The organism is Burkholderia sp. MSMB0856, assembly GCF_001524645.2.
Classification (GTDB): domain Bacteria; phylum Pseudomonadota; class Gammaproteobacteria; order Burkholderiales; family Burkholderiaceae; genus Burkholderia; species Burkholderia diffusa.
On the sequence record NZ_CP013428.1, the window covers coordinates 1687488 to 1712581 of the forward strand.

The window sequence follows — 25094 nt, forward strand, 5'->3', positions numbered from 1 at the left end:
GGCCCTGATCGCACGATCGCGCACGCGCCCTCTTAACCGTCACCCAGCACGGCCCCGCTTTCCGGCAACGTCGCCCCGCCGTCGACGACGATCGTCTGCCCGGTGATGTACGCCGCATCGGCCGACGCGAGAAACAGCATCGCGTTCGCAATGTCCTCCGGCTCGCCCATTCGCGCGAGCGGAATGTCGCGCGCGATCTGCGCGGCGACCGACGCATCGCCGAGATTGCCGGCCGCCGGCGTGCGGATCATCCCCGGCTCGACGCCGTTGACCGTCACGTTGCGGCGCGCGAGTTCGAGCGCCGCCGCGCGAATGAAGCCGTTCACGCCTGCCTTCGACGCCGCGTAGTGCGCGAGCCCCGGATAGACGACGCGCGGCCCGGTCACCGACGACGTGACGAGCAGCCGCCCCGCCCCCGCACGTTCGAATGCCGGCAGCGCGGCCTGTGCGAGCCAGAACAGCGCCGACAGGTTGACCGACAGCGTTCGCTCGAGCATCGGCACATCGATCTGCTCGAACGGAGTCAGCGGGAAGTACGCGGCGTTGTGAACGACGACGTCGATCCGGCCGCCGTCGCGCTCGACCGCGTCGACCAGCGCGACGAGTTCGTCGCGGCTCGCGGCGTCGACGCGATACGCACACGCATCGCCGCCCGCGCTGGCAAGCGCATCCGCCTGCGCGGCAGCGGCATCGCCGTTGAGATCGGCGAGCGCGACGAACGCACCGGATTGCGCGAAACGGCGCGCGATCGCCGCGCCGATTCCCTGCGCCGCGCCCGTGACGAGCACGACACGGCCACTGAAATCCGCACGCAGGCGGCCGCTGCCCGGCACGGCACTCATCGCTGCGCCTCGCCGGCGAGCGGATACACGGTTTCGTTCAGCACCTGCGCATGCGCGCCGATCGGGAAGTTCGACAGCGTGCCGAAATCGCCGCCCTGGTAGCCGAAGATCTTGCCGTCCGTCTTGCGTTGCGCGAGGTCGATCAGCACGACGCCGAGCGTCGGCACCACCTTCTCGCGCCATACGAACAGATACAGCTGCTCGGCGATCCTGAAGTAATGGCAGCGGTCCACGTCGGCCAGCCCGCCTTCGACGCCCTGCAGACACTGCCATGCGTAGAAGTTCTCGTTCAGGTAGATGTGCTCGTAGCATTCGGTCGGGCTGTAGCGATACATCGTGCGCTTGCCGATCAATTCGCGCGTGGGCCCGTGCAGCGGGCCCGGCCGCGCATGGCCGCCGAGCGTGCCGTGCCTGAATGTCGCATCGACGCCCGTCAGCGGCAGCCCGCGCGCGACGCGCGTGAACGCGTCGACCTGCGTGTCGGCTTCGGTCGGCAGCGTGCCGATCACCGACGTCCACACGCCACCGCCGACGTCGATCACGAGACTGACCGACGTCGCGCGCGCTGCCGGGTCGATGTAATCGACGAAGTACAGGTCGTCGCGCAGCCGCGTGACACGGCACGGCGCACGGCCGCCCGCGTCGGTCGCCGCGTCGCGAAATTGCAGCGCGCCCGCCTCGAACGTATAGACGCGCCATGCGCCCGATGCGTCGCCGAGGGCCAGCGATCGCCCGACGAGCGCGTCCACGGGCGCGAGGACGTTCGCGTCCGGCGCGAAGCCGTCCGCGAGCGCGCCAACCTGAATGAATACCGGGTCCTGTCGTTCCACCTGCCGTCTCCCGCGCAGCTTCAGGCCCGGCGGGCCGTGTACGCTGCTCATGTGCACATGGTGCGGGCTGCGCGCGCCGCGCGGTATCGGCCAAAAGGATGAAGGGCGCGCGGCGCCGGAACGCGCTAAAGTGCACGTGATCCGCGCCGCCGCCGGCGCGAGGAGCGCCCATGCACCGTGTCACCCATTACCGACGCACCGATGAAGGCATCGAGGCAATCAGCCTCGAGTCCGACCGCACGTTTCCGCGGCACGCGCACGACGAATTCGGGGTCGGCGTGATCGTCAGCGGCGCGCACCGGTCCTGGAGCGGCCGCGGGCAGGTCGATGCGCTGGCCGGCGACGCGATCATGGTCAATCCCGGCGAGATGCACGACGGCATGCCGATCGAAACGGGCACGGGCCGGCGCTGGCGGATGCTGTACCTCGCACCCGCGCTGGTCGCGGGCGTCGCCGCGGAAGAAGGCCTCGGCGGTGTCGAGCTCGCGCATCCGGCCGTGCGCGACGCACGGCTCGCGGCCGCGTTCGGCCGGCTGCATGCACGGCTCGTCGCAGGAGACACGCTGCCGCTCGCCCGCGACGAGGCGCTCGTCACGCTGGTCGCCGGGCTGCTTGCGCGGCACTCGAACCGCGCGCTGCCGCCCGCCGGCGTCGCACCGGCGATCCGCGTCGCCCGCGAGCGACTCGATGCGGCGCCCGCCGCACCCGTTTCGCTGGCGGAACTCGCCGGCCTGAGCGGTGTGAGCCGCTTCCAGCTGCTGCGCGGATTCGCGCGCGAACTCGGCATCACGCCGCACGCGTATCTGATGCAGTCGCGCACGCGGCTCGCGCGCGCCCTGATCGCCAGCGGCCGGCCGATCGCGGATGCCGCGGCCGAAGCCGGTTTTGCCGACCAGAGCCACCTGACGCGCGCATTCGCACGCCAGTTCGGGATCACGCCGGGACGATTCACGCAGGCAGGCTGACGGGCTCGCCTCGCGGCGTGGCCACCCGGTGCGCGGCGATGTCGATCTACGCCGCCCGGCAGCAACGGCTCCGGATGACGGCGCTACCGGTCAACCGGAGGCGCCGGACACATCGCCGTTCCCGCTCACCCGCCCCGCTCACCGACGCCGCTGCAATTTCCGCTGCAATTTCGTTCAAGACGCCCGCGCCGCCGCACGCGACGATGCGGCACATGAAGACACGACTGATCGGCTATCTCTATCTCGCCGCCGCAATGGCCGGCGTCGGCAGCACCGTCATCGCGAGCCGCCTCGCGGCCGGCGGCCTTCCGCCGTTCGCGGCCACCGCGCTGCGCTTCCTGATCGCAACCCCGCTGCTGTTCGGGCTGATGCGAGCGCAGCGAATGCGATGGCCGCGGGTCTCCGCACGCGACGCCGTGCTGCTCGTCGTGCAGGCCGCGGCGGGCGGTGTCGGCTATACGGTGCTGCTGATCAGCGGCACGAAGCTGTCGTCGCCCGTCGATGCAGGCGTGATGCTCGGCACGCTGCCGGCGATGTCGACGCTGATCGCGGCGGTCGTGCTGCGCGAACGGCAGACGCCGTGCGACTGGGGCGCGGCCGCGCTGGCCACCGCCGGCGTGCTGTTCGTCACGTTCGCGCCCGGCCAGGCCATGCCGTCGCTCCGGACGCTCGCCGGCGACGCGCTGGTGCTGGCCGCCGTCGCTTGCGAGGCCGTGTTCATCCTGCTCAACCGGCGGCTGTCGGCGCCGTTGCCGCCGCTCGTGCTGTCGACGGCGATGTCGGGCCTCGGCTTCGTGCTCGCGCTGGTGCCGGCCGCGTTCGAATGGCACGCGCTCGCGACCGGCTGGAACATCGGCGCGGTATCGGCGATCGCGTACTACGCGCTGGTGCCGACCGTGCTCGGCTATCTGTGCTGGTACGCGGGTTCGGCTCGCACGAGCGGCACCGAAGCCGCGCTGTTCACGGCGGTCGCGCCGGTCTCGGCCGTGCTGTTCGCGGTCGCACTGTTTGGCGAGACGCTCGGCGGCACGCGATTGCTCGGCATCGCGCTCGTCGTCGCGGGAATGCTGGTGGGTGCGACGCGGCGGCGCGAGCCGCCGGCACGCATCGCGTCAGCCGGTTGTCTCGATGGCTAACCCGTTCGTCGATCGATGGCCGTCACCGCGTGCCATCGACGACGACTGTAGGAATGTGTCCGCACGCGGCAAAATCGTTGCGTACCGTCGCGCAAGATGCAATATTCGCGTGGCCGGGCCATTTGACCACCATCGAACAATAATTCGCATTGCCATGAACAAGAAGGAAGCCAAAACAAGAATCGCGGCGCTGCTGTCCGCGGGCGCGAGGAAAGCCGACGTGCTCGCCGAGCTCGCCGGACAGGGCCTCAAGGATCGCGTGCTCGCGCGCCTGATCGCGTCGCGCCCCGACCCCGAACTGTGCCGAAAGAACAAGGTGCATACCCGGATCCTGATCGCGCTCGGCATCGCGCAGTTGCTGATCAGCCTCGCACTCGCCTATCTGCTCCTGGTGGACGGGCTCAGCATCGGCGCCGCGGTGCTGTTCCTCGCGTTGACGGTGCCGCTGTCGCTGCTGTTCATCTGGGGCTTCGCGACTCATCGCGTTGGCGCGTATCACGCGTTCATCGTTCTGTCGCTGCTGCAAGTGCCGAGGACCATCGCCGATCTCGGCCGCGATCCGTCGGCCGCGCTGCCGACCCTCGGGGTGACGGTCATCCTGGTCGGCTACGTCTGGTTCGTCCGCAACCGGCTGTTCCCGGACTTCGGCTGGTTCACGCCGCGCAAGGTCGAGGGCCGTTACGCGTTCGTGGAAAGCGCCTGACGCTGTCGACCGCGCGCCATGAAAAAGGCGCCGGGCCGCCCCGCGATCGCGGGACGGCCCGGCGCCTTCTGCATTCCGGAAGCCGGTGGCTTACTTGGCCTTCTCGGCCGTATCGCTAATTGCCTGACCACCCTTCGAAATGTCCTGCCCCATGCCTGCAACGGTATTGCAACCGGCGAGCGCGGCGGTCACCACCAGCAGCACTGCAGCAATCGTACGCGTCATTCTCATTCTCCTTCGAGTCAACATGCCCGACCGGGCGAATCGTATGCGGCGTGGCGCCCTGCGGCTCGCAGGACACGGGGCCTGACCTGATTATACGGAGACGGCCGCCGCGCGCCAGTGTTCGCCGGGCCGGGCGTAACCCAGGCCACACGGGCCGTCGCGCAGATTTTCCTTGACTTCGGCGGGCCTCGAACTAATATACGCACCGCGTATATTTCTCATCAGGTGCCGCCGATGACCGTTCCCCAACAAGCCTTCCTGCGCGACGCGATGCGCCGCCTCAACATGACCCGCGAAGCGTTCGCGAACCGCATCGGCGTAAGCCGTCGTGCGCTGGACACGTGGCTGTTGCCCGACGACTCGCAGGAATCGCGCGGCATGCCCGAGATCGTCGAGCGCTTCGTGTCGGAAATCGTCGAACGCCCGGCACCGGATGGCGGAGACTATACGCAAAGCGTAGAAAAGCAGGGGCTCGCGAAGCAATTCCTGTTCGAAGGCAAGCCGCAACTGATTTCCGTGGACCAGTTTTCACGGGATTCGGTCGAGGCGCTGTTCCGCGTCGCCGACGTGATGCAGCCGATCGCGCGTCGCCACAAGATCTCGCGCGTGCTCGAAGGCGCCGTGCTCGGCAACCTGTTCTTCGAGGCCAGCACGCGCACTCGCGTATCGTTCGGCGCGGCTTTCTGCCGGCTCGGCGGCTCGGTGTGCGACACGACCGGGTTCACGTTCTCGTCGATGGCCAAGGGTGAATCGATCTATGACACGAGCCGCGTGATGGCCGGCTACGTCGACGCGCTCGTGATCCGCCACCCGGAGAAAGGCTCGGTTGCGGAGTTCGCGCGCGCGACCAACCTGCCGGTGATCAACGGCGGCGACGGCCCGGGCGAGCACCCGAGCCAGGCGCTCCTCGATCTCTATACGATCCAGCGCGAGTTCTCGCGCCTCGGCAAGATCGTCGACGGCGCGCATATCGCGCTCGTCGGCGACCTGAAATACGGCCGCACCGTGCACTCGCTCGTCAAGCTGCTCGCGCTGTACCGCGGGCTCAAGTTCACGCTCGTGTCGCCGCCGACGCTTGAAATGCCCGCATACATCATCGAACAGATCGCGACGAACGGCCACGTGATCGAGCAGACGAACGACCTCGCGGCCGGGCTGCGCGGCGCGGACGTCGTCTACGCGACGCGGATCCAGAAGGAGCGCTTCACCGACGAGTCGTTCGAAGGCTACACGCCGGATTTCCAGATCAATCAGGCGCTCGTCGACTCTGTCTGCAAGCCCGACACGCTGATCATGCACCCGCTGCCGCGCGACAGCCGGCCCGGCGCGAACGACCTGTCGGTCGACCTGAACCGCGATCCGCGCCTCGCGATCTTCCGGCAGACCGACAACGGCATTCCGGTCCGGATGGCGATCTTCGCGGTGCTGCTCGGCGTCGAGAATCTGGTTCAACATTCGATGCGCGACGCCACATGGCGCCCGCCGGCGTACCTCGGGCCGGAGGATGCGGTGTTTCACGGGATCGATTGACCCGCGGACGTCATACACACGACGCGCCGTCTTGCACGGCGCGTTTTTCATTTTCGATGCCGATGATGCGGGCGCGGCCGGCCCCGCGTCAGCCGACCCACGGGTCGATCACGCGCAGGCCCGCCGCTTCGAACGGCGCGACGTCGCGCGTAGCCACGATCAAACCGTTCGCTGCGGCTGTTGCGGCGATAAAGCCATCTGCCGATGCCAGCGCGTTGCCCGTCGCACGAGCCTTCGCACGAAGGCTCGCATACGCTTTGCTGGCTGCATCGTCGAACGGCAGGACCCGGCCGCGAAACAGCGGCACGATGCGCTGCTCGATGCTTTGATGCAGCCAGTCTCGCCTCCGCCCTTCGGGCAATGCCGCCACGCCGAATCGCATTTCCGCGAGACTGATTGCGGCAAGAAACAGCGTCTCGACGTTCTGCGCGTCGAGCCATTCGATCACGGCCAAGCTCGGCTCGCGTCGCAACGGCTCGGAAATGACGTTGGTATCGACCAGGATCATTCGAAGCTCATCGGGTCGGTGGGCGATCCGTCACGCCGAACCTCGAAATCGATACCGCCGGCCTCCCGTCCGATTTCAGCCAGCAGCGTGCCCAGCTTGGGCCGCCCGTCGGGCTGCACGGCCTGCTCCAGAATGTCGCGCACCTCGGCTTCGGTACTGCGGCCATGTTGCGCTGCGCGGACCCGAAGCGCGCGATGCACCTCGTCGGGCAAATTTCGAACCGTGATCACGGGCATGATGCGCCTCACTGAGATTGCTTTCAATGCAGTCATACTATCATCCTGCTGTCACTCTGAACGAACGAAGATGCGACCACTGTAATCGGCCCGCCACGCCCATCACACTCGCCCATTCGGCCATCCTGCCCCTCCCCGCAAGCGTTCAAGCCCTCTGCAACATTCGTCAACATTCTCATCACAAATGCGAACAAGAACGCTTCTCATTTAAAGAAAAATTAAATAGAATGCCGCCTGAAAACAAATCGTAATAATTCCCGGCGGCGTGCACATTTCCGTAGCGCGTCGTTCCGGGAGCCACACTGCGAGGTCGAAGCGCATCATGAAGTCCCGTCCTGAAGAGCTGAAGCTCGGCAAATTCACCACCCTGTGCAGCGTGCTCGCCGCGAGCCCTGCGTTCGCCGACGGCACGCCGCCGCCCGCACCGGTCGGCACCGAAGGCCATCTCGCGCCGATCGAGGTCCAGGGCAAGGCCGAGCACAGCTACAAGGCCGACTTTTCCGCCTCCACGAAATTCACCGCGCCGCTCGTCGACACGCCGAAGTCCGTGACCGTGATCCCGCAGGAGCTGATCCAGAGCAGCGGCGCGGCAACGCTGACCGAGGCGTTGCGCACCGTGCCGGGCATCACGTTCGGCGCCGGCGAAGGCGGCAACCCGCTCGGCGATCGTCCGTTCATCCGCGGCTACGACACGCAAGGCAGCATGTTCGTCGACGGGATGCGCGACACGGGCGCGACCACGCGCGAGATCTTCAACACCGAGCGCGTCGAGATCACCAAGGGCTCCGACGGCGCATACGGCGGCCGCGGCGGCGCGGGCGGCAGCATCAACCTGATCACGAAAGCGCCGCACCTCGGCACGACGGCGGCCGCGAGCGCCGGCCTCGGCACCGACCGCTACCGCCGCTTCACCGCCGACGGCAACTGGCAGTTCGCCGACCACGCGGCGTTCCGCCTGAACCTGATGAGCCACAACAACGACGTCGCCGGCCGCGACGCCGTCAACAACGAGCGCTGGGGCGTCGCGCCGTCGATCGCGTTCGGTCTCGGCACGCCGACGCGCGTGACCGCGAGCTACTACCACCTGTCGACCGACGACATGCCCGACGGCGGCATTCCGTACTTCTACACGACGTCGAACAAGCCCGCGAACGTCGACACGATCTATCCGGCGCCCGTCGACCGCCACAATTTCTACGGCCTGATCGACCGCGACTTCCGCAAGACCACGTCGGACATCAGCACGATCAAGATCGAGCACGACATCACGCAGAATCTGACGGTGCGCAACACCACGCGCTACACGGAGTCGACGCAGGACTACATCTGGACGCAGCCCGACGACAGCCAGGGCAACGTGGTCAACGGCAAGGTCTGGCGCCGCAACAACAACCGCAACAGCTCGGTCAACAGCCTCGCGAACCTGACCGAACTGTTCGGCGAATTCCGCACCGGTCCGTTCAAGCACAGCTTCTCGACCGGCATCGAGCTGTCGCGCGAATGGGGCAAGCGCGATTCGTACACGGTCGCGACCGACAAGGGCACCATCTGCCAGCAAGGCATCGGCGCGCCGTCCGGCTACAACTGCACGAGCCTGTGGTCACCGAACCCGAACGATCCGTGGGCCGGTTCCGTCACGCGCAACAACGACTATGCGCATGCGCGCACCACGACCAAGTCGATCTACGGCTTCGACACGATCGAGCTCACGCCGCGCTGGCAGGTGAACGCCGGCGTGCGCGTCGACGATTATTCGACCCGCTTCACCGACACCAAGGCCAACGGCAGCAAGACCTACACGCGCGACGACACGCTCTTCAACTGGCAGGCCGGCCTCGTGTTCAAGCCCGCGCGGAACGGCAGCATCTACGCGTCGTATGCGACGTCGTCGACGCCGGCCGGCATGCTGCTCGGCGAAGGCAGCGAATCGCAGTCGCTCACGCCGGGCCGCGGCGGCGTCGGCCCGAATGCCGATCAGATGGCCCCCGAGAAGAACCGCAGCATCGAACTCGGCACGAAGTGGAACGTGCTGAACGACAAGCTGTCGATGACCGCCGCGCTGTTCCAGATCGACACGATGAATGCACGCGTGACGCTGCCGAACAACCAGTACGCGATGGTCGGCAACAAGCGCGTGCAGGGCCTCGAACTCGGTGTCGCCGGCCAGATCACGAAGCAGTGGCAGGTGTTCGGCGGCTACACGTACATGAAGAGCGAGCTGCGCGACAACGGCAAGGATGCCGCGAACAACGGCCACCGGTTCCCCAATACGCCGAAGCACAGCCTGACGATGTGGTCGAACTACGACGTGACGCCGAAATTCACCGTCGGCGGCGGCGCGTTCTACATGTCGGAAGTGTTCGGCGATCCCGCGAACCTGCGTGCGGTGCCGTCGTACTGGCGCTTCGACGCGATGGCGCAATACCGGATCAACAAGAAGCTCGACCTGCAGCTGAACGTGAACAACCTGTTCAACCGCACGTACTTCGATCAGGCGTATCCGGCGCACTACGCGTCGATCGCGCCGGGCCGCTCGGCGTTCATCACGCTGAACGCGCGCTACTGATCGATGGAAACCGTCTCGCTGAAGGCGCTCGCGTCGGTGTCGCCGCGCGCGTTCGCCGACATCCTGGCCGGCCCGCCCGAGCGCGCCGCCGCGTGGGTCGCGGCGGCTGCCGACAACGGGATCGTCGACGCGCAGGCCGTCTACGGCCAGTACCTGCTCGACGGGCACGGTGTCGCGCGCGATCCGGCCGCTGCATTCGGCTGGTTCCGGCATGCGGCGCGGGCCGGTCACCCGATGGCGATGAACATGCTCGGTCGCTGCTACGAGTTCGGCTGGGGGACGGCCGCCTGCGCGCCGGTGGCCGTGTACTGGTACCGGCTCGCCGCGCAGGCCGGCCTCGACTGGGGCATGTACAACCTTGCGACGGCGCTCGCGCTCGGCAACGGCGTCGCCGAGGATCGCGCCGCCGCGCTCGACTGGTTTCGCCGCGCCGCCGCGCTCGGCCATGCGAAATCGATCAACCTGATCGGCGGCTTCTACGAGGACGGCTGGGTCGTGGCCGTCGATGTCGACGCCGCGTTCGACCACTATCGCCGCGCCGCCGAGGCCGGCGATTTTCGCGGCCAGTTCAACTACGCACGGCTGCTCGCCGATCGCGGGCGCGTCGACGAAGCTCTCGTCTGGTTGGCGCGCGTGCCGGCCACCGCCACCCCCGCGTTCGTCGCGAAGATGCGCGCGTATCTCGCGTCGTCGCCGCTCGACGCGTTGCGCGCGGCGGCGCTGCAGTTGCCGTCTCATGGCATGGAATCCGAATCATGATGCTTCATATCCCCGGCGTGCTGACCCAGGCACAGGTCGCGCAATGCCGCGAGATGCTCGATGCCGCCGACTGGGTCGACGGTAACGCGACGTCCGGCACGCAGTCGGCGCTCGCGAAACGCAACCGGCAGTTGCCGGAAGGTTCGCCGGTCGCGCGCGCGGTCGGCGATGCCATCCAGGATGCACTGGCCCGACATCCGCTGTTCTTTTCGGCGGCGCTGCCGCTGAAGGTGTTTCCGCCGCTGTTCAATCGCTACGAAGGCGGCGAGGCGTTCGGCACGCATGTCGACAACGCGATCCGGCTGCTGCGCGGCACGGATTTTCGCGTGCGTAGCGACCTGTCGGCGACGTTGTTTCTCGAGGAACCGCACGCGTACGACGGCGGCGAGCTGTGCGTGGAAGATACGTACGGCGTGCATCGCGCGAAGCTGCCGGCGGGCGATCTCGTGCTGTATCCGGCGTCGAGCCTGCATCGGGTGACGCCCGTGACGCGCGGCGAGCGTGTCGCGTCGTTCTTCTGGATCCAGAGCATGGTGCGCGACGACGGCGATCGCACGTTGCTGTTTCAGCTCGATACGCAGATTCAGGCGTTGTCGGCGGAAAAAGGCGCGAATGATCCGATGGTCATTTCACTGACGGGGATTTATCACAACCTGTTGAGGAAGTGGGCGGATGCGTAGTCGCGGCGATCACGCCCGCTATGCACGCGCCATGCGCAAGTGCACGGGCCATCGCCCCGCTCCCCGCGCGCCAGCATTCATCTAACGAAATCGCCGACGACGGACGACGCGCCTTGCACCGCATTCACCGGCGACGGTTTCATCGATTACCGTCGGAATGGTTGGCATGGGTCGTCCGGCGAGCGCCATTGTGCCGTGATGCAAGTTGAATCGCCCGCGATATGACGCCTCGTCCAGGGAACCTTCCGCAACGAACGCACCCGCCGACATTCTTTCCGACGACAACGCCCCCGCATCGGTAACATCCGCACTTGCCGATCCCCGCCCGCTCCCGCACAATCGGGCCACCTGCCTTCCTCCCCCCGCGCCGATGTCCTATGCGTCACTCGCCACCGGCGTCCTGCTCGCCGGCGGTCTCGGTCAACGCTTCGACCCAAGCGGTCTGCACAGCAAGCTGCTCGCGCTGCTTCCCGACGGCACGCCGGTTGCGGTCGCGGCCGCGCGTCGCCTCGCCGCGGCCACGGCCGACGTGATCGCCGTCGTGCGTCCCGGCGCGGAAAAACTCGCGATTCTGCTGAACGAAGCGGGCTGCCAGGTCGTCTATGCGCCCGACGCGATGCGCGGCATGGGCGCGAGCCTCGCAGCGGGCGTCCGCGCGACGCCGGAAGCAACCGGCTGGCTGGTCGCGCTCGGCGACATGCCCTGGATCGCGGCATCCACCTACGAAGCGGTGACGCGCGCGCTCGACGCCGACGACGCATCGATCGTCGCCCCCGTTCATCGCGGCGTGCGCGGTCATCCGGTCGGATTCGCCGCGCACCATTACGATGCACTGGCCGCGCTCGACGGCGATACGGGCGCCCGCGCGTTGTTCGCGAGCGCACCGGTCAACCTGCTCGGCGTCGACGATCCCGGCATCCTGCGCGACGTCGACACGCCCGCGGATCTGCGCTGACATCGGCGCGCGCCGGCCGCACCGCACATCGTGGATGCCGGCATTCGCGCGATCCGGCGCGATACCTGCAGAGGCTCGCATGTCGCCGGCAATCCGCATGCCGCCGCGAGAATCCCGCTGCAAACACCCGCCCGATTGCCTATAACGGAGACGAGGCGCGCCCGCCGCGCCACCGCCGCCACGCATTGCGCGAGTTCCTCATGGACCACACGACCCCGATGCCCGAGCCCCCGGCCGACCCGAACCGCGATCCGGAAGACGATCCGTTGTCACCGCCACCGCCGGGGCATCCTCACGACAACCCGCAGCAACCCGACGGACCGCCAAGCAAGGACCCTGTCTAGCCGGCGTCCGCCCCGACCCGCGACGGCCACCGGCCGTGCCGGTGCCGCCGCGAGCGTCCGTCTGCTACCGCGCCGTGTACCCGCCGTCGATCGCCAGCGACACGCCGCTGATCATCGACGCCGCGTCGCTGAGCAGGAACAGGATCGGCTCGACCACCTCGTCCGGCTCCGCGAAGCGCCCGAGCGGAATCGCCGCGAGCATCGGCGCGCGCTTCTCCGGCTCGCTCCACGCGAACTGCGCCATTGGCGTGAGCGTGACGGTCGGGTTCACGCTGTTCACGCGAATTCCGTGCGCGCCGAGTTCGATGCAGAGCACACGCGTCATCGCGTCGAGCGCCGCCTTCGATGCGCAATAGCTCAGATGTGCGGGCAGGCCGACGAGCGCGGCCTGGCTCGATACGTTGACGATGCTGCCCCGCGCGCGTGCCGCGCCTCGCCCCGCACGTTCGATCATCTTCCGCGCGACGGCCCGCGCGACCAGCGCGGCGCCGCGCGCATTGACGGCCATCACGCGATCGAAGTGCGCCGCACTCACCTCGAGCGCCGGTTCGAGCGACGCGATCCCCGCGCAGTTGACGAGCCCGTCGAACGCGTCGTGCACGGCGAGCGCCGCATCGATCGCGTGTTCGTCGCCGCCGATATCGATGCGCAAGGTTTCGCATGCGATCTCGCCAGCCAGCGAATCGAGCGCGGCCGCATCGCGCCCCGCCGCGACGACCCGCGCGCCGGCATGGGCCAGCGCAACCGCGCAAGCGCGCCCGATGCCGCTCGACGCACCGGTGACGAGCACCCGCGCACGGCTGAAATCGAATCGTGTCTTCATGATGACGTGCGCAGTTCGTGCATGATCGGCTTGAGTGCCGGATACAACGCCGTGTAAAGCGCGAAGCGCGCCGCATACGCATTCGCGCGCGCGGCATCGGGACGCGCGCGTTCGACGAGCGTGACCCAGCCGCCCTGCGCGTCGTCGTGCGACACCAGCCCCGCGCCGACGCCCGCGAGCAGCGCGGCGCCCATCGCGGCTTCGACGTCCTGCTCGATCGTCCATACCGGGAAACCGGTCACGTCCGCGATGATCTGCATCCACAGCGCCGAATGCGCGGCGCCGCCGACGACGATCAACCGGTCGTCCAGCGCCGCCGCGCCGCGCCGGCCGGCCTCGATGTTGTGCCGCAGCGCGAACGCGACACCTTCGAGCACCGCGCGATACAGGTGCGCGCGCGTGTGCGCGAGGCTCAGCCCGACGAATGAGCCGCTCGCCTTCGCGTCCCACACCGGGCTGCGTTCGCCCATCAGGTACGGCAGGAACAGCACGCCGTCCGCGCCGGGCGGCACGCTTTCGGCCGCCTCCTCGAGCAGCACGTGCGGGTCGCCGTGCGGCAGCAATCGCGCCGCATCGATCTCCGCATGACAGAACTGATCGCGGAACCACGCGACCGATGCACCGGCCGTGATCGCGCCGCCGAACACGTACAGATCGCGCTGACCGTTGAACACGTGCGGCATGCTGACGAGCCCGTGCCGCGCATCGACGTGCTGGTTCACGTAGCCCCAGCACATGCTGGTGCCGATCATCGCGACATGCTGGCCGGTGCGCGTCGCGCCGGCCGCGAAGGTCGCGACGGCCGCATCCACGCCGCCCGCGACGACCGGCGTGCCGGCCGGCAGGCCGAGCCGTTCCGTCCATTGCGACAGCAGCCCGCCGACGACGTCGGTCGATTCGACGAGCCGCTCCGGCATCATCGTCGCGGGGATGCCGAGCATGTCGAGCGCATCGTCGGACCACTCGCGGCGCGCGACGTCGTACACGCCGCCGATGTTGCCGGCCGAACTGTGGTCGACCGCGACTTCGCCGGTCAGCAGATAGATCACGTACGCGTTCGGCGGCAGAAAATAACGCACGTTCGCCCACACGTCCGGGCGCTGCTCGCGCAGCCACAGCATCTTGGTGAACCCGTAGTAGCTGTCGACGCCGTTGCCCGTGATCACGCGCAGCCGCTCGACGTTCACGTTCTCGTTCACCCAGTCGACCTCCGCGGTCGCGCGCCGGTCCATCCAGATCAGGCACGGGTGCAGCGGCCGCATGTCGCTGTCGACCGGAATGCCGGAGCCGCCATACAGGCTGCTCACGCACACGGCGCGGATCGCGTCGGCCGGCACGCCGTGCGCGCGCGCGTCGCTCACGCAGCCCGCGATGCAGTCGAGCACCGCATCGAACCACACCTGCGGCCACTGCTCGGCCCACAGCGGGCGCGGCGTGTCGGGCTGGTAGCCGGCCGAACGGCGCGCGACGATCGTGCCATGCCGGTCGACGAGCAGCGCCTTGGTGCTCTGCGTGCCGATGTCGACGCCTATCACGTATTCCATGATGTCTCCGGTGAGAGATCGCACGAGCGGGCGTTCAACGCGCCGGCTTCAGCAGCACCTTGATCGATTCGGGCGACTTCGCGACGCGGATCGCTTCGTCCCAGTCCTCCAGCGCGAAGCCGTGCGTAACGATGCCTTTCGACGTGACGAGCCCGCGCGCGAGCAAATCGATCGCGACCGGATAACAATACGGCCCCAGGTGCGCGCCGCGCACGTCGAGCTCCTTGCGATCGCCGATGATCGACCAGTCGGCGGTCGTGTCCTCGCCGAACACGCTGAACTCGACGAACCGGCCGAGCTTGCGGATCAGTTCCAGCCCCTGGTTCACGCCGACCGGCGCGCCCGTCGTCTCGATGTACACGTCGCATCCGTAGCCGTCGGTCAGCGCGCGGACGATCTCGCGCGCATCGTCGCGCGTCGGATTGATCGTCACGTCCGCGCCGTATTGCCGCGCAAGTTCGAGCCGCTCGTCGATCAGGTCGATCACGACGAGCTTCTTCGGCGTCTTCAGGTGCGCGACCTGCGTCATCATCAGGCCGAGCGGGCCCGCGCCCGCGATCACCACGACGTCGTCGAGCTGAAGGTCGCCACGGTTCACGGTATGGATCGCGCACGACAGCGGCTCGATGATCGCCGCATCCTCGAGCGACACGCCGAGCGGAATCCGGTGCACGATGGCCGTCGGCGGAATGCGCATGTACTCGGCCATCCCGCCGTCGGCGACCTCGCGCTGGAAGCCGAAGATGTTGTGCACCTCGCACATCCAGTACTGGCCGGACTTGCAGTAGCGGCACTTGCCGCACGGCACGATCTGTTCGGCGATCACGCGATCGCCCAGTGCGACGCCGAAATGCTCGGCCGCGCCGTCGCCGAGCGCTTCCACGTAGCCGAAGAATTCATGGCCGGGAATCACGGGCGCCTTCACCCACGGGCTCGGGCCGCCCCAGAACATCTTCGCGCCTGTATAGCATTTGCAATCGCTCGCGCAGATCCCGCACGCGGCGATGCGGATCACGAGCTCGTTCGCGCCCGCGCGCGGCTGCGCGACCTGCTCGACGCGGTAATCCTCGGGGCCGTGGCAAACCACCGCGGTCATGCGCGGCTGGGCTTCGGGTGTCGTCATGAGTTGTCTCTTCCGTTGATGATTCGGATGTCTGATGAATGAATCGTTACCGCGACCGTTCGCGGCTGATGTAGATCGCGAGCAGGATGATTCCGCCCTTGATCACGTTCTGCACATACGGGTTCACGCCGATCATGTTCAGCCCGTTGTTGAGCACGCCGAGCAGCAACGCACCGACGAGCGTGCCGAGGATCGCGCCGCGCCCGCCGGAGATCGACGTGCCGCCCATCACGACGGCCGCGATCGCGTCCAGTTCGAAGCCGACGCCGGCGTTCGGCTGCCCGCTCATCAGGCGCCCGGTCAGCACGATCGCGGCAAGCGCCGACGTGAGCCCGGCCAGCGTGTAGACGATCAGCTTCACGCGCGCCACGCGCACGCCGGTGAGCCGCGTCGCCTGTTCGTTGCCGCCGATCGCATACACGTAGCGGCCGAACGGCATGCGATCGAGCAGCAGCCACGCGATCGCATAGACGACCAGCATGATCAGCACCGGCGCCTGGATGCCGAGCACCTTGCCGCTGCCGAAGAACGCGACCCAGTCGGGCAGCCCGTCGATCGGATAGCCGCCCGTATAGATCAGCGCGAGGCCGCGTGCGATGCCCATCGTCGCGAGCGTGACGATGATCGGCGGCATCCCCGCAAACGCGACGAACACGCCGTTCAGGAAACCGAACCCGAAGCCCACCGCGATACCGATCGCGAGCGCGGCGACCGCATTCACGCCGGCGACCATCAACCCGGCCGCGAGCGTACCGGACAGCGCCATGACCGAGCCGACCGACAGGTCGATCCCGCCGGTCAGGATCACGCAGGTCATGCCGACCGCGATGATCGCGTTGATCGACACCTGGCGCAGCACGTTCTCGAGATTCGCGGCGGACAGGAAGCTCGGGCTCGCGATCATCATCGCGATGCACACGACGATCAGCCCGACGAGCGGATAGAACAGCGTCGAGCGCCGCAGTTGCGTCCACATCGCGCGCGGCGGCGGCATCTCGCCGGCCGCGGCCGCGAGTGTCGGGGAAGACGGGGAAGAAGAATCAGGCAGGTTCATGGGTCGCTCCTCGCGTGCCGGCCGTGGCATGGGTCATGACCGTGTCGGGATCGATCTCGTCGCCTTCGAGCGTCGCCTCGATGCGGCCCTGCCGGAACACGGCGACGCGATCGCACATGCCGACGATCTCCGGCAGCTCGGACGAGATCATGATGATGGCGTAGCCGCGCGCGGTGAGTTCGCGCATCAGCCCGTAGATTTCCGCTTTCGCGCCGACGTCGATGCCGCGGGTCGGCTCGTCGAAGATCAGCACCGTCGCGTGATGATTCAGCCAGCGCGCAATCACGACCTTCTGCTGGTTGCCGCCGGACAGCGTCGCGACCTCGGTGTGGATCGACGGCGCCTTCACGCCGACGCGCCGCATCACGTCGTGCGTCGTGCGCGCTTCGCCGCGGCGATCGATCAGCCAGCGCATCGACCGGTACTTGCCGAGGTTGTTCAGCGAGATGTTGTCGCGAATCGAGAATGACGTGACGAGCCCTTCCGTCTTGCGGCTCTCCGGCAGAAGGCCGATGCCCGCACGCAGCGCGTCGGCCGGATCGGCGAGCTTCGCCGCCGCGCCGCGCACGCGCACGTCCTTGCGGTGCGCGCGCGTCGCGCCGATCACCGCGAGCGCGGTCTCGGTTCGGCCCGAACCGACGAGCCCCGCGAAGCCCAGAATCTCGCCCGCATGCAGCGCGAAGCGGTTGACCGGGCCGTTGCGCTCGATCTGCAGCGCGTCGACTTCGAGCACGGCAGGCGCATCCGTGGCTCGCGCCGGCTTCGGCGGGAAGCTGCTTTCGAGCCGGCGGCCGACCATCATCCGCACCAGCTGCTCGACGTCCGTGCGCGCGACGTCGGTGGTCGCGACGTACTGACCGTCGCGCAGCACCGTGATGCGATCGCACACCGCGAAAATCTCGTCGAGGTGATGCGAGATGAAGATCATCGCGACACCCTGCCGCTTCAGCTCGCGCATGATCGAGAACAGATGTTCTGCCTCCGCCGGCGTGAGCGTGGCGGTCGGTTCGTCGAGGATCAGGATGCGCGCGTCGAGCGACAGCGCCTTGCCGATCTCGACGAATTGCTGCTGCGCGACCGACAGCGTGCGTAGCGGCGCGTCGAGATCGATCGTCACGCCGAGCCTCGCGAAGATGCCGGCCGCGACGCGCCGCATCCGCGCGCGATCGCGCACGCCCCAGCGGGTGCGCAGCTCGCGGCCGAGGAACAGGTTGTCGACGGCATCGAGGTGCGGAATCAGGCTGAATTCCTGGAACACGATGCCGACACCGGCCGCGACCGCGTCGTGATAACTCGCGAAATGCCGCGCGCTGCCGTCGATCTCGATCGTGCCGGTATCCGGCTGGTGAATCCCGCAAAGGATCTTCATCAGCGTCGACTTGCCGGCCCCGTTCTCGCCGAGCAGCGCATGAATCTCGCCGCGCGCGATCTCGAGGTGAATGTCCGACAGCGCCTTCACGCCCGGAAAGCTTTTCGTGATGTGACTGAGCGTCAGTATCGTGTCCATCGGCTTCTCCGTGCGAAGGGCGTCGGCCGCGCCGCCGCCCTTCACGTCGCGTTGCGCGTCGCTCACCAGCTGAATCCCTTCGCGTTGCCGCGATCGACGACCTTCACGTCGACCGGAATCGCCTTCGGCACCGTCGCACCCCACTTGCGCGCGATCGCGATGCCGAGCGCGATGCGCACCTGGTCGGCCGGGAACTGCGCAGTCGTCTCGATGAACTTCGAGTTCGGTTTCTGGATCGCCGCGATCGCCTCGGGCGCGCCGTCAACGCTGGTCAGCTTGATGTCCTTGCCCGATCCCTCGATCGCGGCGAGCGCGCCCATCGACCCGCCGTCGTTCACGCTGAAGATGCCCTTCAGGTTCGGATGCGCGGAGATCATGTTCTCCGTCACCGACAACGCGGTCGCGCGCTCCTGCTTGCCGTTCTGCGTGTCGACCAGCTTCACGTTCGGGAATTTCGCGAGGCCGGCCTTGCAGCCGCGCACACGTTCGAGAATCGGCACGACCGGAATGCCGTCGAGGATCGCCACCTCGCCGCTGCCGCCGATCGCCTTCGCGAGGTATTCGCACGACATCACGCCCGCGTCGTAATTCTTCGAGCCGACAAACGAATCGACCGGGCCGTTCGCGTTCGCGTCGACGGCCACAACCACCGCGCCGGCCTTCTTCGCCTGCGTGATCGCCGACTGGATGCCGGTCGAATCGGTCGGATTCACGAGCAGGATGTCGATCTTCTTCTGCAGCATGTCCTCGACGTCGCTCACCTGCTTGCTGACGTCGTGATGCGCGTCGGTCACGACGACCTGCGCGCCGATCGACGCGGCCGCGTCGTTCAACGCCTTCTGCATCGTCACGAAATACGGATTGTTCAGCTCCTGGAAGGTCATGCCGATCCGCAGCGGCGCCGCATGCGTGACCATCGGGAACCAGGCTGCGACAGCTGCCGCGGCAACGGCCGCGATGCGTGCGGCGCGGCGGCGGGATGAAGCGGGCGATGCGTGCGTCATGACGGTGTCTCCGGATATGTGCGGTTTTTTCGTGGGTGAGCGAGCCCCTCGCGACGCGAACGGCGCGATGGGCTGGGTGAAACGGCAAGGAAAAGTCAGTCGGGCGAACGCCCGGCGATCATCCGGGCTGCGGTACGAGCCCGCGTGCATCGGGCGTGACCACGCGCGGCGGCATCGGGTTGCCGGTGGGCGCCGCATGCAGCGCCAGCTCGCGGCTGCGTGCGTTCAACCGCTGCAGCGCGCGAAATTCGGTCGGCGCCATCCCCTTCACCGCGCGGAACTGGCGGTTGAAGTTGGACACGTTGTTGAAGCCGGCCTGGAAGCAGATGTCGGTGATGTTCGCGTCGTCGGCGAGCAGCATCTGGCATGCGGATTCGATCCGCAGCCGGTTCACGTACTGGACGAACGGCAACCCGGTATGGCGATGGAACGCGCGCGAGAATGCGCTGACGCTCTGCCCGGTCAATTGCGCGAGATCGGATTCGCGCAGCTCGGACGCGAGATTCTTGCCGATATACGACAGCGCGTGGCTGAGCCGCGTGGGCGTCACGTGCGCCTGGTCGTACGCGGGGCTTGCGAGCAGCGTGCGTTCGGCCGCGCCGCACAACCGCTCGAGGATCGTCATGAACAGCGCGATGCGACGCATCCCGCGCGCGGTCAGCAGCTCGTCGAACAGCGGTGCGATCGCGGCGCTCGTGTCGTCGTCGAAGCCGACGCCGCGCCGCGCGTCGTCGAGCAGCGCCTGCGCGTCGCGGCATTCGGGAAACGCGTCCATGCAGCGGCGCACGAACGACGGATCGAACTGGATCACCAGATTGCGGCGCTCGACGGTTTCGCCTTCGGCCATGTCGCTGACCCAGTTGTGCGGCAGGTTCGGGCCGAGCAGCACGAGATGGCCGGGGCCGAACGAGCCGATATGGTCGCCGACGAAATACTTGCCGCTCGTCGCGACGATCAGGTGCAGTTCGAATTCGGGATGGAAATGCCAGCGGATCGTGCGATACGGATAGCCGTGCGACCAGACCTTGAACGACTCGTCGCGTCGCACGTCGACCACTTCCAGATCGGGATGCATCATCCTGGCGTCTCCATTCCCATGTCTCGCTGGCCGGGCCGCTCGGCGGTTCGCCTCGTTCGCCGCGTGAGTCGTGCGGCAACGCGACCGGTCGCATGGGAAGCAATGTAGGTCGATCGCGTGCGCGGCTCCACCAACTTTACGCCTGATTTTCGATACTTTTTTGCGGGTTGCGGGTAGAAAGGGGCGCGAAACGCAAAATTGTGCAGTGCGGCACCTCGCCGACCGAGCGCCGGCGGAACGTACGCGCGCACCGCAACACGGCCGCCAGGCGGGTCGACGACGGCCGCTGCCGCGGCTACGCCGCCGCGCTTTCCCGCGCGACACGCACCTCGTACGCCTTCAGGTGGTTGTACGCGATCCGCAGCAACGACAACGCATCCGCCGCCTGCGGGTCGCGGCGCGCAAGCAGGTCGCCGATCACGTGATCGGCTTCGACCCGTGCGCGGTTTTCGACGTCGCGCAGCATCGACGCGGTCAGCGGCGACGGCGTCAGCACCATCCGCTGCATCCGCTCGACCGCGGCGGAATCGGGGCGGTAACCGTTGTGCGCGGCGATCGCGCTGCATTCGTCGAGCATCGTCTCGAGCAGGCGGCGGCCGTCCGGCGCGGCGAGAATGTCGCCGATCGAACCGCGAAACAGCGACGTGCTCGCCGCGAGCGTCGCGAGGAACACCCACTTGTCCCACATCCGCGCGGCGATGTCGTCGCTGAGCGTCGCATCGAAACCCGCGCCGCCGAGCACGTCGGCCACCGCGCGCACGCGCGCCGATTCTCCGCCGGCGAGTTCGCCGAACGACAGCCCTGCCGTGTCGTTCAGATGCACGATCCGCTGCTCGCGATCGAGCGTCGCCGCGATCACGCACAGGCCGCCGAGCACCTGCGCGGCATCGAACCGGTCGCGCAGCACGTCGAGATGGCGCATCCCGTTGAGCATCGGCAGGATCAGCGTCGACGGCCCGACGAACGGCGCGAACGATGCGATCGCATCGTCGAGGCTGTACGCCTTACAGCTGAGCAGCACCAGGTCGAACGGCGCGGCCGCGTCGCTCGCGCGCAGCGTCTGCACGTTCGCTAGCGTCAGGTCGCCGCGCGGGCTGCGGATCAGGAGCCCGTCGCGCGCGAGCGCGGCCGCCCGGCCGTCGCGCACCAGAAACGTCACGTCGCGCCCCGCCGCCGCGAGCCGGCCGCCGAAGTATCCGCCGACCGCGCCGGCCCCCACCACCAGAATTCGCATCGTTGCCTCCTTTCGGATTGGTTCGACGCCGCCGCCGTTCGCCCCGACCGTCGGGGCACGACGCGCAACCGCCATCGCCCGACAGTATAGCGACGCCGAATATGTATATGCATAGATACCCGCACCGCGCGCGGCGGTATCGAGCCGCCGCCGTTTCTAAGGGATTTCCCGCCTACGGCAACGTCCGTTTCACGCCGTCAAAGAATTATCCCGTCACGCCGTTCCGGCGCGCTTGTTCGACCGACCGACCTCACTACCCATGCGCACCCTTTCCCTGAACCAGAAACTCGCCTCGATGATCGTCATCCTGTGGCTCGGCCTGCTCGTGATCGCCGGCATCGGCGCATGGCAGACGCGCGCATCGATGATCACGGACCGCCGCGACCAGCTTGCGTCGCTGGTCGCGCAGGCGACGAACGTCGCCGACCATTACTACAAGCTGTCGCAACAGAACGCATTGCCGGAAGCCGACGCGAAGCAGAAGGCGCTCGAGGCGATCGCGGCGATGCGCTACGGCACCGACGGGTATGTCTCGATCAACGATTCGAAGCCGGCGATCGTGATGCATCCGATCAAGACCGAGCTCAACGGCAAGGACGTGTCGAATTTCACGGATCCGAACGGCAAGCATCTGTTCGTCGAGATCGTGAAGGCCGGCAACGTGGACGGCGGCAAGGGTTTCGTCGAGTATCTGTGGCCGAAGCCGGGCGCCGACAAGCCGCAGGACAAGACCAGCGCGGTGCAGCGCTTCGCGCCGTGGGACTGGTATCTCGTGACGGGCATGTACATGGACGACGTGCGTTCGGCCGTGCTCGCGAGCGTCGGCCGCTGGCTCGCGATCACGGCCGTGCTCGGCGCGATCGCGACCGCCGTGATGGTGCTCGTGCTGAAAAGCGTGCGCGCGAACCTCGGCGGCGAGCTCGAAGTGGCGCTCGACGCCGCGCAGCGTATCGCGCAGGGCGACCTGACCGCGCGCGTGAGCGTAAAGCAAGACGACCGCGGCAGCCTGCTGCATGCACTGCATACGATGCAGAACGGGCTGATCGACATGGTGTCGCGCGTGCGGACGGGCACGGAGAACATCAACGTCGGCGCGAGCGAGATCGCGTCGGGCAACACCGATCTGTCGCAGCGCACCGAGGAACAGGCGGCCGCGCTCGTGCAGACCGCGTCGAGCATGGACCAGATGACCGCGAACGTGAAGCAGAACGCCGACAGCGCCGCCCAGGCCGCGACGCTCGCGGGCCAGGCCGCGCAGGTCGCGACGCGCGGCAGCGAGGTGGTCGACGATGTGGTGCGGACGATGAACGAGATCACCGACCGCTCGCACAAGATCGGCGACATCATCGGCGTGATCGACGGGATCGCGTTCCAGACCAACATCCTCGCGCTGAACGCGGCTGTCGAAGCGGCGCGCGCGGGCGAACAGGGCCGCGGCTTCGCGGTGGTCGCGGCCGAGGTGCGCTCGCTCGCGCAACGCTCGGCGACGGCCGCGAAGGAGATCAAGTCGCTGATCGTATCGTCGAACGAAACTGTCGAACACGGCGCGACGCTCGTCACGCACGCGGGCGAGACGATGGCCGAGATCGTGCAGTCGGTGCGGCGCGTGAACGAGATCCTCGACGAGATCAGCCATGCGTCGCGCGAGCAAAGCGCGGGGATCGAGCAGGTCAACCGCGCGGTCGGCGAGATGGATCAGGTCACGCAGCAGAACGCGGCCCTCGTCGAGGAAGCCGCGGCCGCCGCGCATTCGCTGCGCGACCAGGCCGAGGCGCTGCGCGACGCCGTCACGCGATTCGCGTTGCCGGCCTGACGTCGCCTCTTCCGCGCGTCTTCCACGCTTACCCCGCTCCGCCCGGCCGGCTCAGGGTCATGAAACCGCCGAACCCCATCCCGGCCGCCCGCTGGACCAGCTCGATGTCGTTGGTCACGCCGAGTTTCTTCATCGCGCTGATCTTCTGCGCGCTGACCGTCTGCTTGCCCTTGTTCAACCGCTGCGCGATCGTCTTGATCGGCAGGCCGGCCAGATAAAGGCGCATCACCTCGATCTCGCGCGTCGACAGTTTCACCGATGCCTGGTCGTGCTCGGCGACCGCATCGAGCGCGCGCCGGACGAGCGGCGACTGATAGCGCCCGCCGCTGTAGCTCGAATGGATCGCGGTGACGATGTGACCGACTTCGTCGAACTTGCTGACGAGGCTCGCGCCGCCCTTCGCGAGAATCGAGCGAAAAATCACCGGATTCTCGTTCCCCACCAGCGCGACGACCCCGACGTTCGGGCGCGTGCTGTGCAGCCAGTCGAACAGTGCGATACCGTCCATCTGCACGTCGCCGCGAATCGGATAGTCGACCAGCACGATGTCGCAGTCGACGCTGCCGAGCGCCTCGATCAGATCGCCCGGGGTCCGGGAGACGCCGACCAGATCGATCGCGCACGCGTCGCCGGCAATGTGCTCCATGCCCGCGAGTGTCAGCGGCGAGTCGTACGCGAAAACAGTGCGAATTCTGAATTTCCCCATGCGCAGTCCCAGAAGTTTCGCCGGGCCGCACGTCGCGGAATGCGTGCACGGCGGATCGGCATTGAATCAACGTTCGGGATATTTTTATCCCGGACATCATTCTAGGCAGCAACGCACGGCCGGGATATGGGGCGCCGTCTGAATTGGTCCGTGCTTGCGTGATACGAGTTTGATATCGGCACCGGTCAGACCGTCCGGCGGCAGCCGGGGTCGGCCGGACGGCCGACGTTGCGGGTCGCGCGGGCCGCACGGACGGCCCGCGGGGTAAAATTGCGGCCTTTGCATGCCACTCCGGGCGACCGGCCAGGGGCAGCGCGCCATTCCCGGCCGCGCGCCCGCCCGTTCGCCGGCTGCCCGTACTCCCGCTTCCCCCATGACCGAATCCGATCTGCAATCCGACGACACCACCATCCACGAAGGCGGCCTCTGGCGCGACAACGGCTGGACGGCCCGCATCATCAAGAATGAGGACGACGACGGCTGGGCCGTCGAGATGATCAAGGACGGTGAAGCCGAGCCCGCGCTCGTCGGCCCGTGGACGATGGGTCGCGACAAGAAGAATCCGAAGCCGATGGACGCGAACGCGTTCCGCACGCTGGTGAAGACCGCGACCGAGGTGTTGATGCGACACGAGCAGCAACGCCGTGCGATGCTGCACAAGGAAGTGACAGTGCAGGACGACGACGGACAGGATGTATCGGTCACGCTCGACATCGTGCCGGACGAGTTCGAGCCGTATGCGCAACTGAAGGCGTTCGACCCGTACGGCGAGCTGCTGGCCGACGCGAAGGTCTCCGCCGGGTTCAAGCTCAACAAGGCCAGTGCCGCACGCTGGGTCGAATCGGGCTTCGAACGGCCGGCCTGACGCCACGGGCCGGCGCCCGCGCGATGCCGGCCACCTGTCCGCGCGTGCGCAATCCGCGCTACCC

The 25094-nt window shown here is 67.6% G+C and carries 24 protein-coding genes; 10 read left to right on the forward strand and 14 right to left on the reverse strand.

The genetic code is table 11. From position 1 onward, the window contains the following. Positions 1 to 32 precede the first annotated feature (32 nt). Both WS87_RS25160 and WS87_RS25165 read right to left on the reverse strand, forming a co-directional pair. Complete coding sequence (locus WS87_RS25160) at positions 33 to 842, reverse strand: SDR family oxidoreductase (protein ID WP_059819390.1); 810 nt, start codon at positions 840 to 842, stop codon at positions 33 to 35. Beyond that, entirely contained in the window at positions 839 to 1672 is an 834-nt protein-coding gene (locus WS87_RS25165) for a molybdenum cofactor biosynthesis F family protein (protein WP_059819689.1), read from the reverse strand. Before WS87_RS25165 ends, WS87_RS25160 begins: the two co-directional genes overlap by 4 nt. A gap of 170 nt (positions 1673 to 1842) precedes the next feature. Here WS87_RS25165 and WS87_RS25170 point away from each other — a divergent pair, with 170 nt between their 5' ends. From WS87_RS25170 to WS87_RS25180, 3 genes are all read left to right on the forward strand, one after another. Then, positions 1843 to 2637 carry an AraC family transcriptional regulator gene (locus WS87_RS25170; protein WP_059526657.1) on the forward strand — a complete coding sequence of 265 codons (795 nt, stop codon included), beginning with the start codon at positions 1843 to 1845 and terminating at the stop codon, positions 2635 to 2637. 212 nt (positions 2638 to 2849) lie between these two features. Then, the gene (locus tag WS87_RS25175) at positions 2850 to 3773 is read left to right on the forward strand and encodes a DMT family transporter (protein WP_059819690.1); all 924 of its coding nucleotides are present in this window, start codon (positions 2850 to 2852) and stop codon (positions 3771 to 3773) included. 154 nt (positions 3774 to 3927) lie between these two features. Beyond that, positions 3928 to 4476: a hypothetical protein gene (locus WS87_RS25180; RefSeq protein ID WP_059819391.1), complete on the forward strand. Its 549-nt coding sequence runs from the start codon at positions 3928 to 3930 to the stop codon at positions 4474 to 4476. A 90-nt stretch (positions 4477 to 4566) separates the two neighbouring features. Here WS87_RS25180 and WS87_RS25185 read toward each other — a convergent pair whose 3' ends face one another. Next, positions 4567 to 4701: an entericidin A/B family lipoprotein gene (locus WS87_RS25185; protein ID WP_059449563.1), complete on the reverse strand. Its 135-nt coding sequence runs from the start codon at positions 4699 to 4701 to the stop codon at positions 4567 to 4569. 234 nt (positions 4702 to 4935) lie between these two features. On the opposite strand from WS87_RS25185, the gene WS87_RS25190 reads away from it, so the two are divergent. After that, complete coding sequence (locus WS87_RS25190; protein ID WP_059819392.1) at positions 4936 to 6231, forward strand: aspartate carbamoyltransferase; 1296 nt, start codon at positions 4936 to 4938, stop codon at positions 6229 to 6231. A gap of 88 nt (positions 6232 to 6319) precedes the next feature. Here WS87_RS25190 and WS87_RS25195 read toward each other — a convergent pair whose 3' ends face one another. Next, on the reverse strand, positions 6320 to 6739 hold the full coding sequence (locus WS87_RS25195) for a type II toxin-antitoxin system VapC family toxin (RefSeq protein ID WP_059819393.1): 420 nt from the start codon (positions 6737 to 6739) through the stop codon (positions 6320 to 6322). Continuing rightward, positions 6736 to 6975, reverse strand: coding sequence for a FitA-like ribbon-helix-helix domain-containing protein (locus WS87_RS25200; protein WP_059819394.1), 240 nt, complete (start codon positions 6973 to 6975; stop codon positions 6736 to 6738). Before WS87_RS25200 ends, WS87_RS25195 begins: the two co-directional genes overlap by 4 nt. Before the next feature lie 322 nt (positions 6976 to 7297). Between WS87_RS25200 and WS87_RS25205 the strand changes: the two genes are divergently transcribed. From WS87_RS25205 to WS87_RS25220, 4 genes are all read left to right on the forward strand, one after another. Continuing rightward, entirely contained in the window at positions 7298 to 9541 is a 2244-nt protein-coding gene (locus tag WS87_RS25205; protein ID WP_059819395.1) for a TonB-dependent receptor, read from the forward strand. Between the two features lie 3 nt (positions 9542 to 9544). Continuing rightward, on the forward strand, positions 9545 to 10300 hold the full coding sequence (locus tag WS87_RS25210; protein WP_059819396.1) for a tetratricopeptide repeat protein: 756 nt from the start codon (positions 9545 to 9547) through the stop codon (positions 10298 to 10300). Next, the gene (locus WS87_RS25215; protein WP_059819397.1) at positions 10297 to 10980 is read left to right on the forward strand and encodes a Fe2+-dependent dioxygenase; all 684 of its coding nucleotides are present in this window, start codon (positions 10297 to 10299) and stop codon (positions 10978 to 10980) included. Before WS87_RS25210 ends, WS87_RS25215 begins: the two co-directional genes overlap by 4 nt. A 370-nt stretch (positions 10981 to 11350) precedes the next feature. Next, entirely contained in the window at positions 11351 to 11935 is a 585-nt protein-coding gene (locus WS87_RS25220; RefSeq protein ID WP_059526676.1) for a nucleotidyltransferase family protein, read from the forward strand. Positions 11936 to 12343: 408 nt separating this feature from the next. On the opposite strand, the gene WS87_RS25225 is transcribed toward WS87_RS25220, so the two are convergent. The 8 genes from WS87_RS25225 to panE all read right to left on the reverse strand — a co-directional run bounded on the left by WS87_RS25225 (position 12344) and on the right by panE (position 21646). Next, entirely contained in the window at positions 12344 to 13102 is a 759-nt protein-coding gene (locus WS87_RS25225; RefSeq protein WP_059692157.1) for an SDR family oxidoreductase, read from the reverse strand. Beyond that, positions 13099 to 14646 carry an FGGY-family carbohydrate kinase gene (locus WS87_RS25230; protein WP_059819398.1) on the reverse strand — a complete coding sequence of 516 codons (1548 nt, stop codon included), beginning with the start codon at positions 14644 to 14646 and terminating at the stop codon, positions 13099 to 13101. The genes WS87_RS25225 and WS87_RS25230 overlap by 4 nt, the downstream gene beginning before the upstream one ends. A 34-nt stretch (positions 14647 to 14680) precedes the next feature. After that, entirely contained in the window at positions 14681 to 15769 is a 1089-nt protein-coding gene (locus WS87_RS25235) for an alcohol dehydrogenase catalytic domain-containing protein (RefSeq protein WP_059819399.1), read from the reverse strand. 46 nt (positions 15770 to 15815) lie between these two features. Beyond that, complete coding sequence (locus tag WS87_RS25240) at positions 15816 to 16823, reverse strand: ABC transporter permease (RefSeq protein WP_059819400.1); 1008 nt, start codon at positions 16821 to 16823, stop codon at positions 15816 to 15818. Further along, positions 16810 to 18396, reverse strand: a complete 1587-nt coding sequence (locus tag WS87_RS25245; RefSeq protein ID WP_442861411.1) for a sugar ABC transporter ATP-binding protein — start codon at positions 18394 to 18396, stop codon at positions 16810 to 16812. Before WS87_RS25245 ends, WS87_RS25240 begins: the two co-directional genes overlap by 14 nt. Further along, positions 18393 to 19334: an ABC transporter substrate-binding protein gene (locus tag WS87_RS25250; protein WP_059819401.1), complete on the reverse strand. Its 942-nt coding sequence runs from the start codon at positions 19332 to 19334 to the stop codon at positions 18393 to 18395. The genes WS87_RS25245 and WS87_RS25250 overlap by 4 nt, the downstream gene beginning before the upstream one ends. A gap of 118 nt (positions 19335 to 19452) precedes the next feature. After that, complete coding sequence (locus WS87_RS25255; RefSeq protein WP_059819402.1) at positions 19453 to 20412, reverse strand: AraC family transcriptional regulator; 960 nt, start codon at positions 20410 to 20412, stop codon at positions 19453 to 19455. A 295-nt stretch (positions 20413 to 20707) separates the two neighbouring features. Then, the gene (panE, locus tag WS87_RS25260; RefSeq protein WP_059526697.1) at positions 20708 to 21646 is read right to left on the reverse strand and encodes a 2-dehydropantoate 2-reductase; all 939 of its coding nucleotides are present in this window, start codon (positions 21644 to 21646) and stop codon (positions 20708 to 20710) included. 259 nt (positions 21647 to 21905) lie between these two features. Between panE and WS87_RS25265 the strand changes: the two genes are divergently transcribed. After that, entirely contained in the window at positions 21906 to 23459 is a 1554-nt protein-coding gene (locus WS87_RS25265; protein WP_059526701.1) for a methyl-accepting chemotaxis protein, read from the forward strand. Positions 23460 to 23487: 28 nt separating this feature from the next. On the opposite strand, the gene WS87_RS25270 is transcribed toward WS87_RS25265, so the two are convergent. Then, positions 23488 to 24165 (reverse strand): response regulator transcription factor, encoded by a 678-nt coding sequence (locus WS87_RS25270; RefSeq protein WP_059819403.1) that lies wholly within the window; start codon positions 24163 to 24165, stop codon positions 23488 to 23490. 373 nt (positions 24166 to 24538) lie between these two features. On the opposite strand from WS87_RS25270, the gene WS87_RS25275 reads away from it, so the two are divergent. Next, the gene (locus WS87_RS25275) at positions 24539 to 25030 is read left to right on the forward strand and encodes a hypothetical protein (RefSeq protein ID WP_059819404.1); all 492 of its coding nucleotides are present in this window, start codon (positions 24539 to 24541) and stop codon (positions 25028 to 25030) included. Positions 25031 to 25094: the final 64 nt, after the last annotated feature.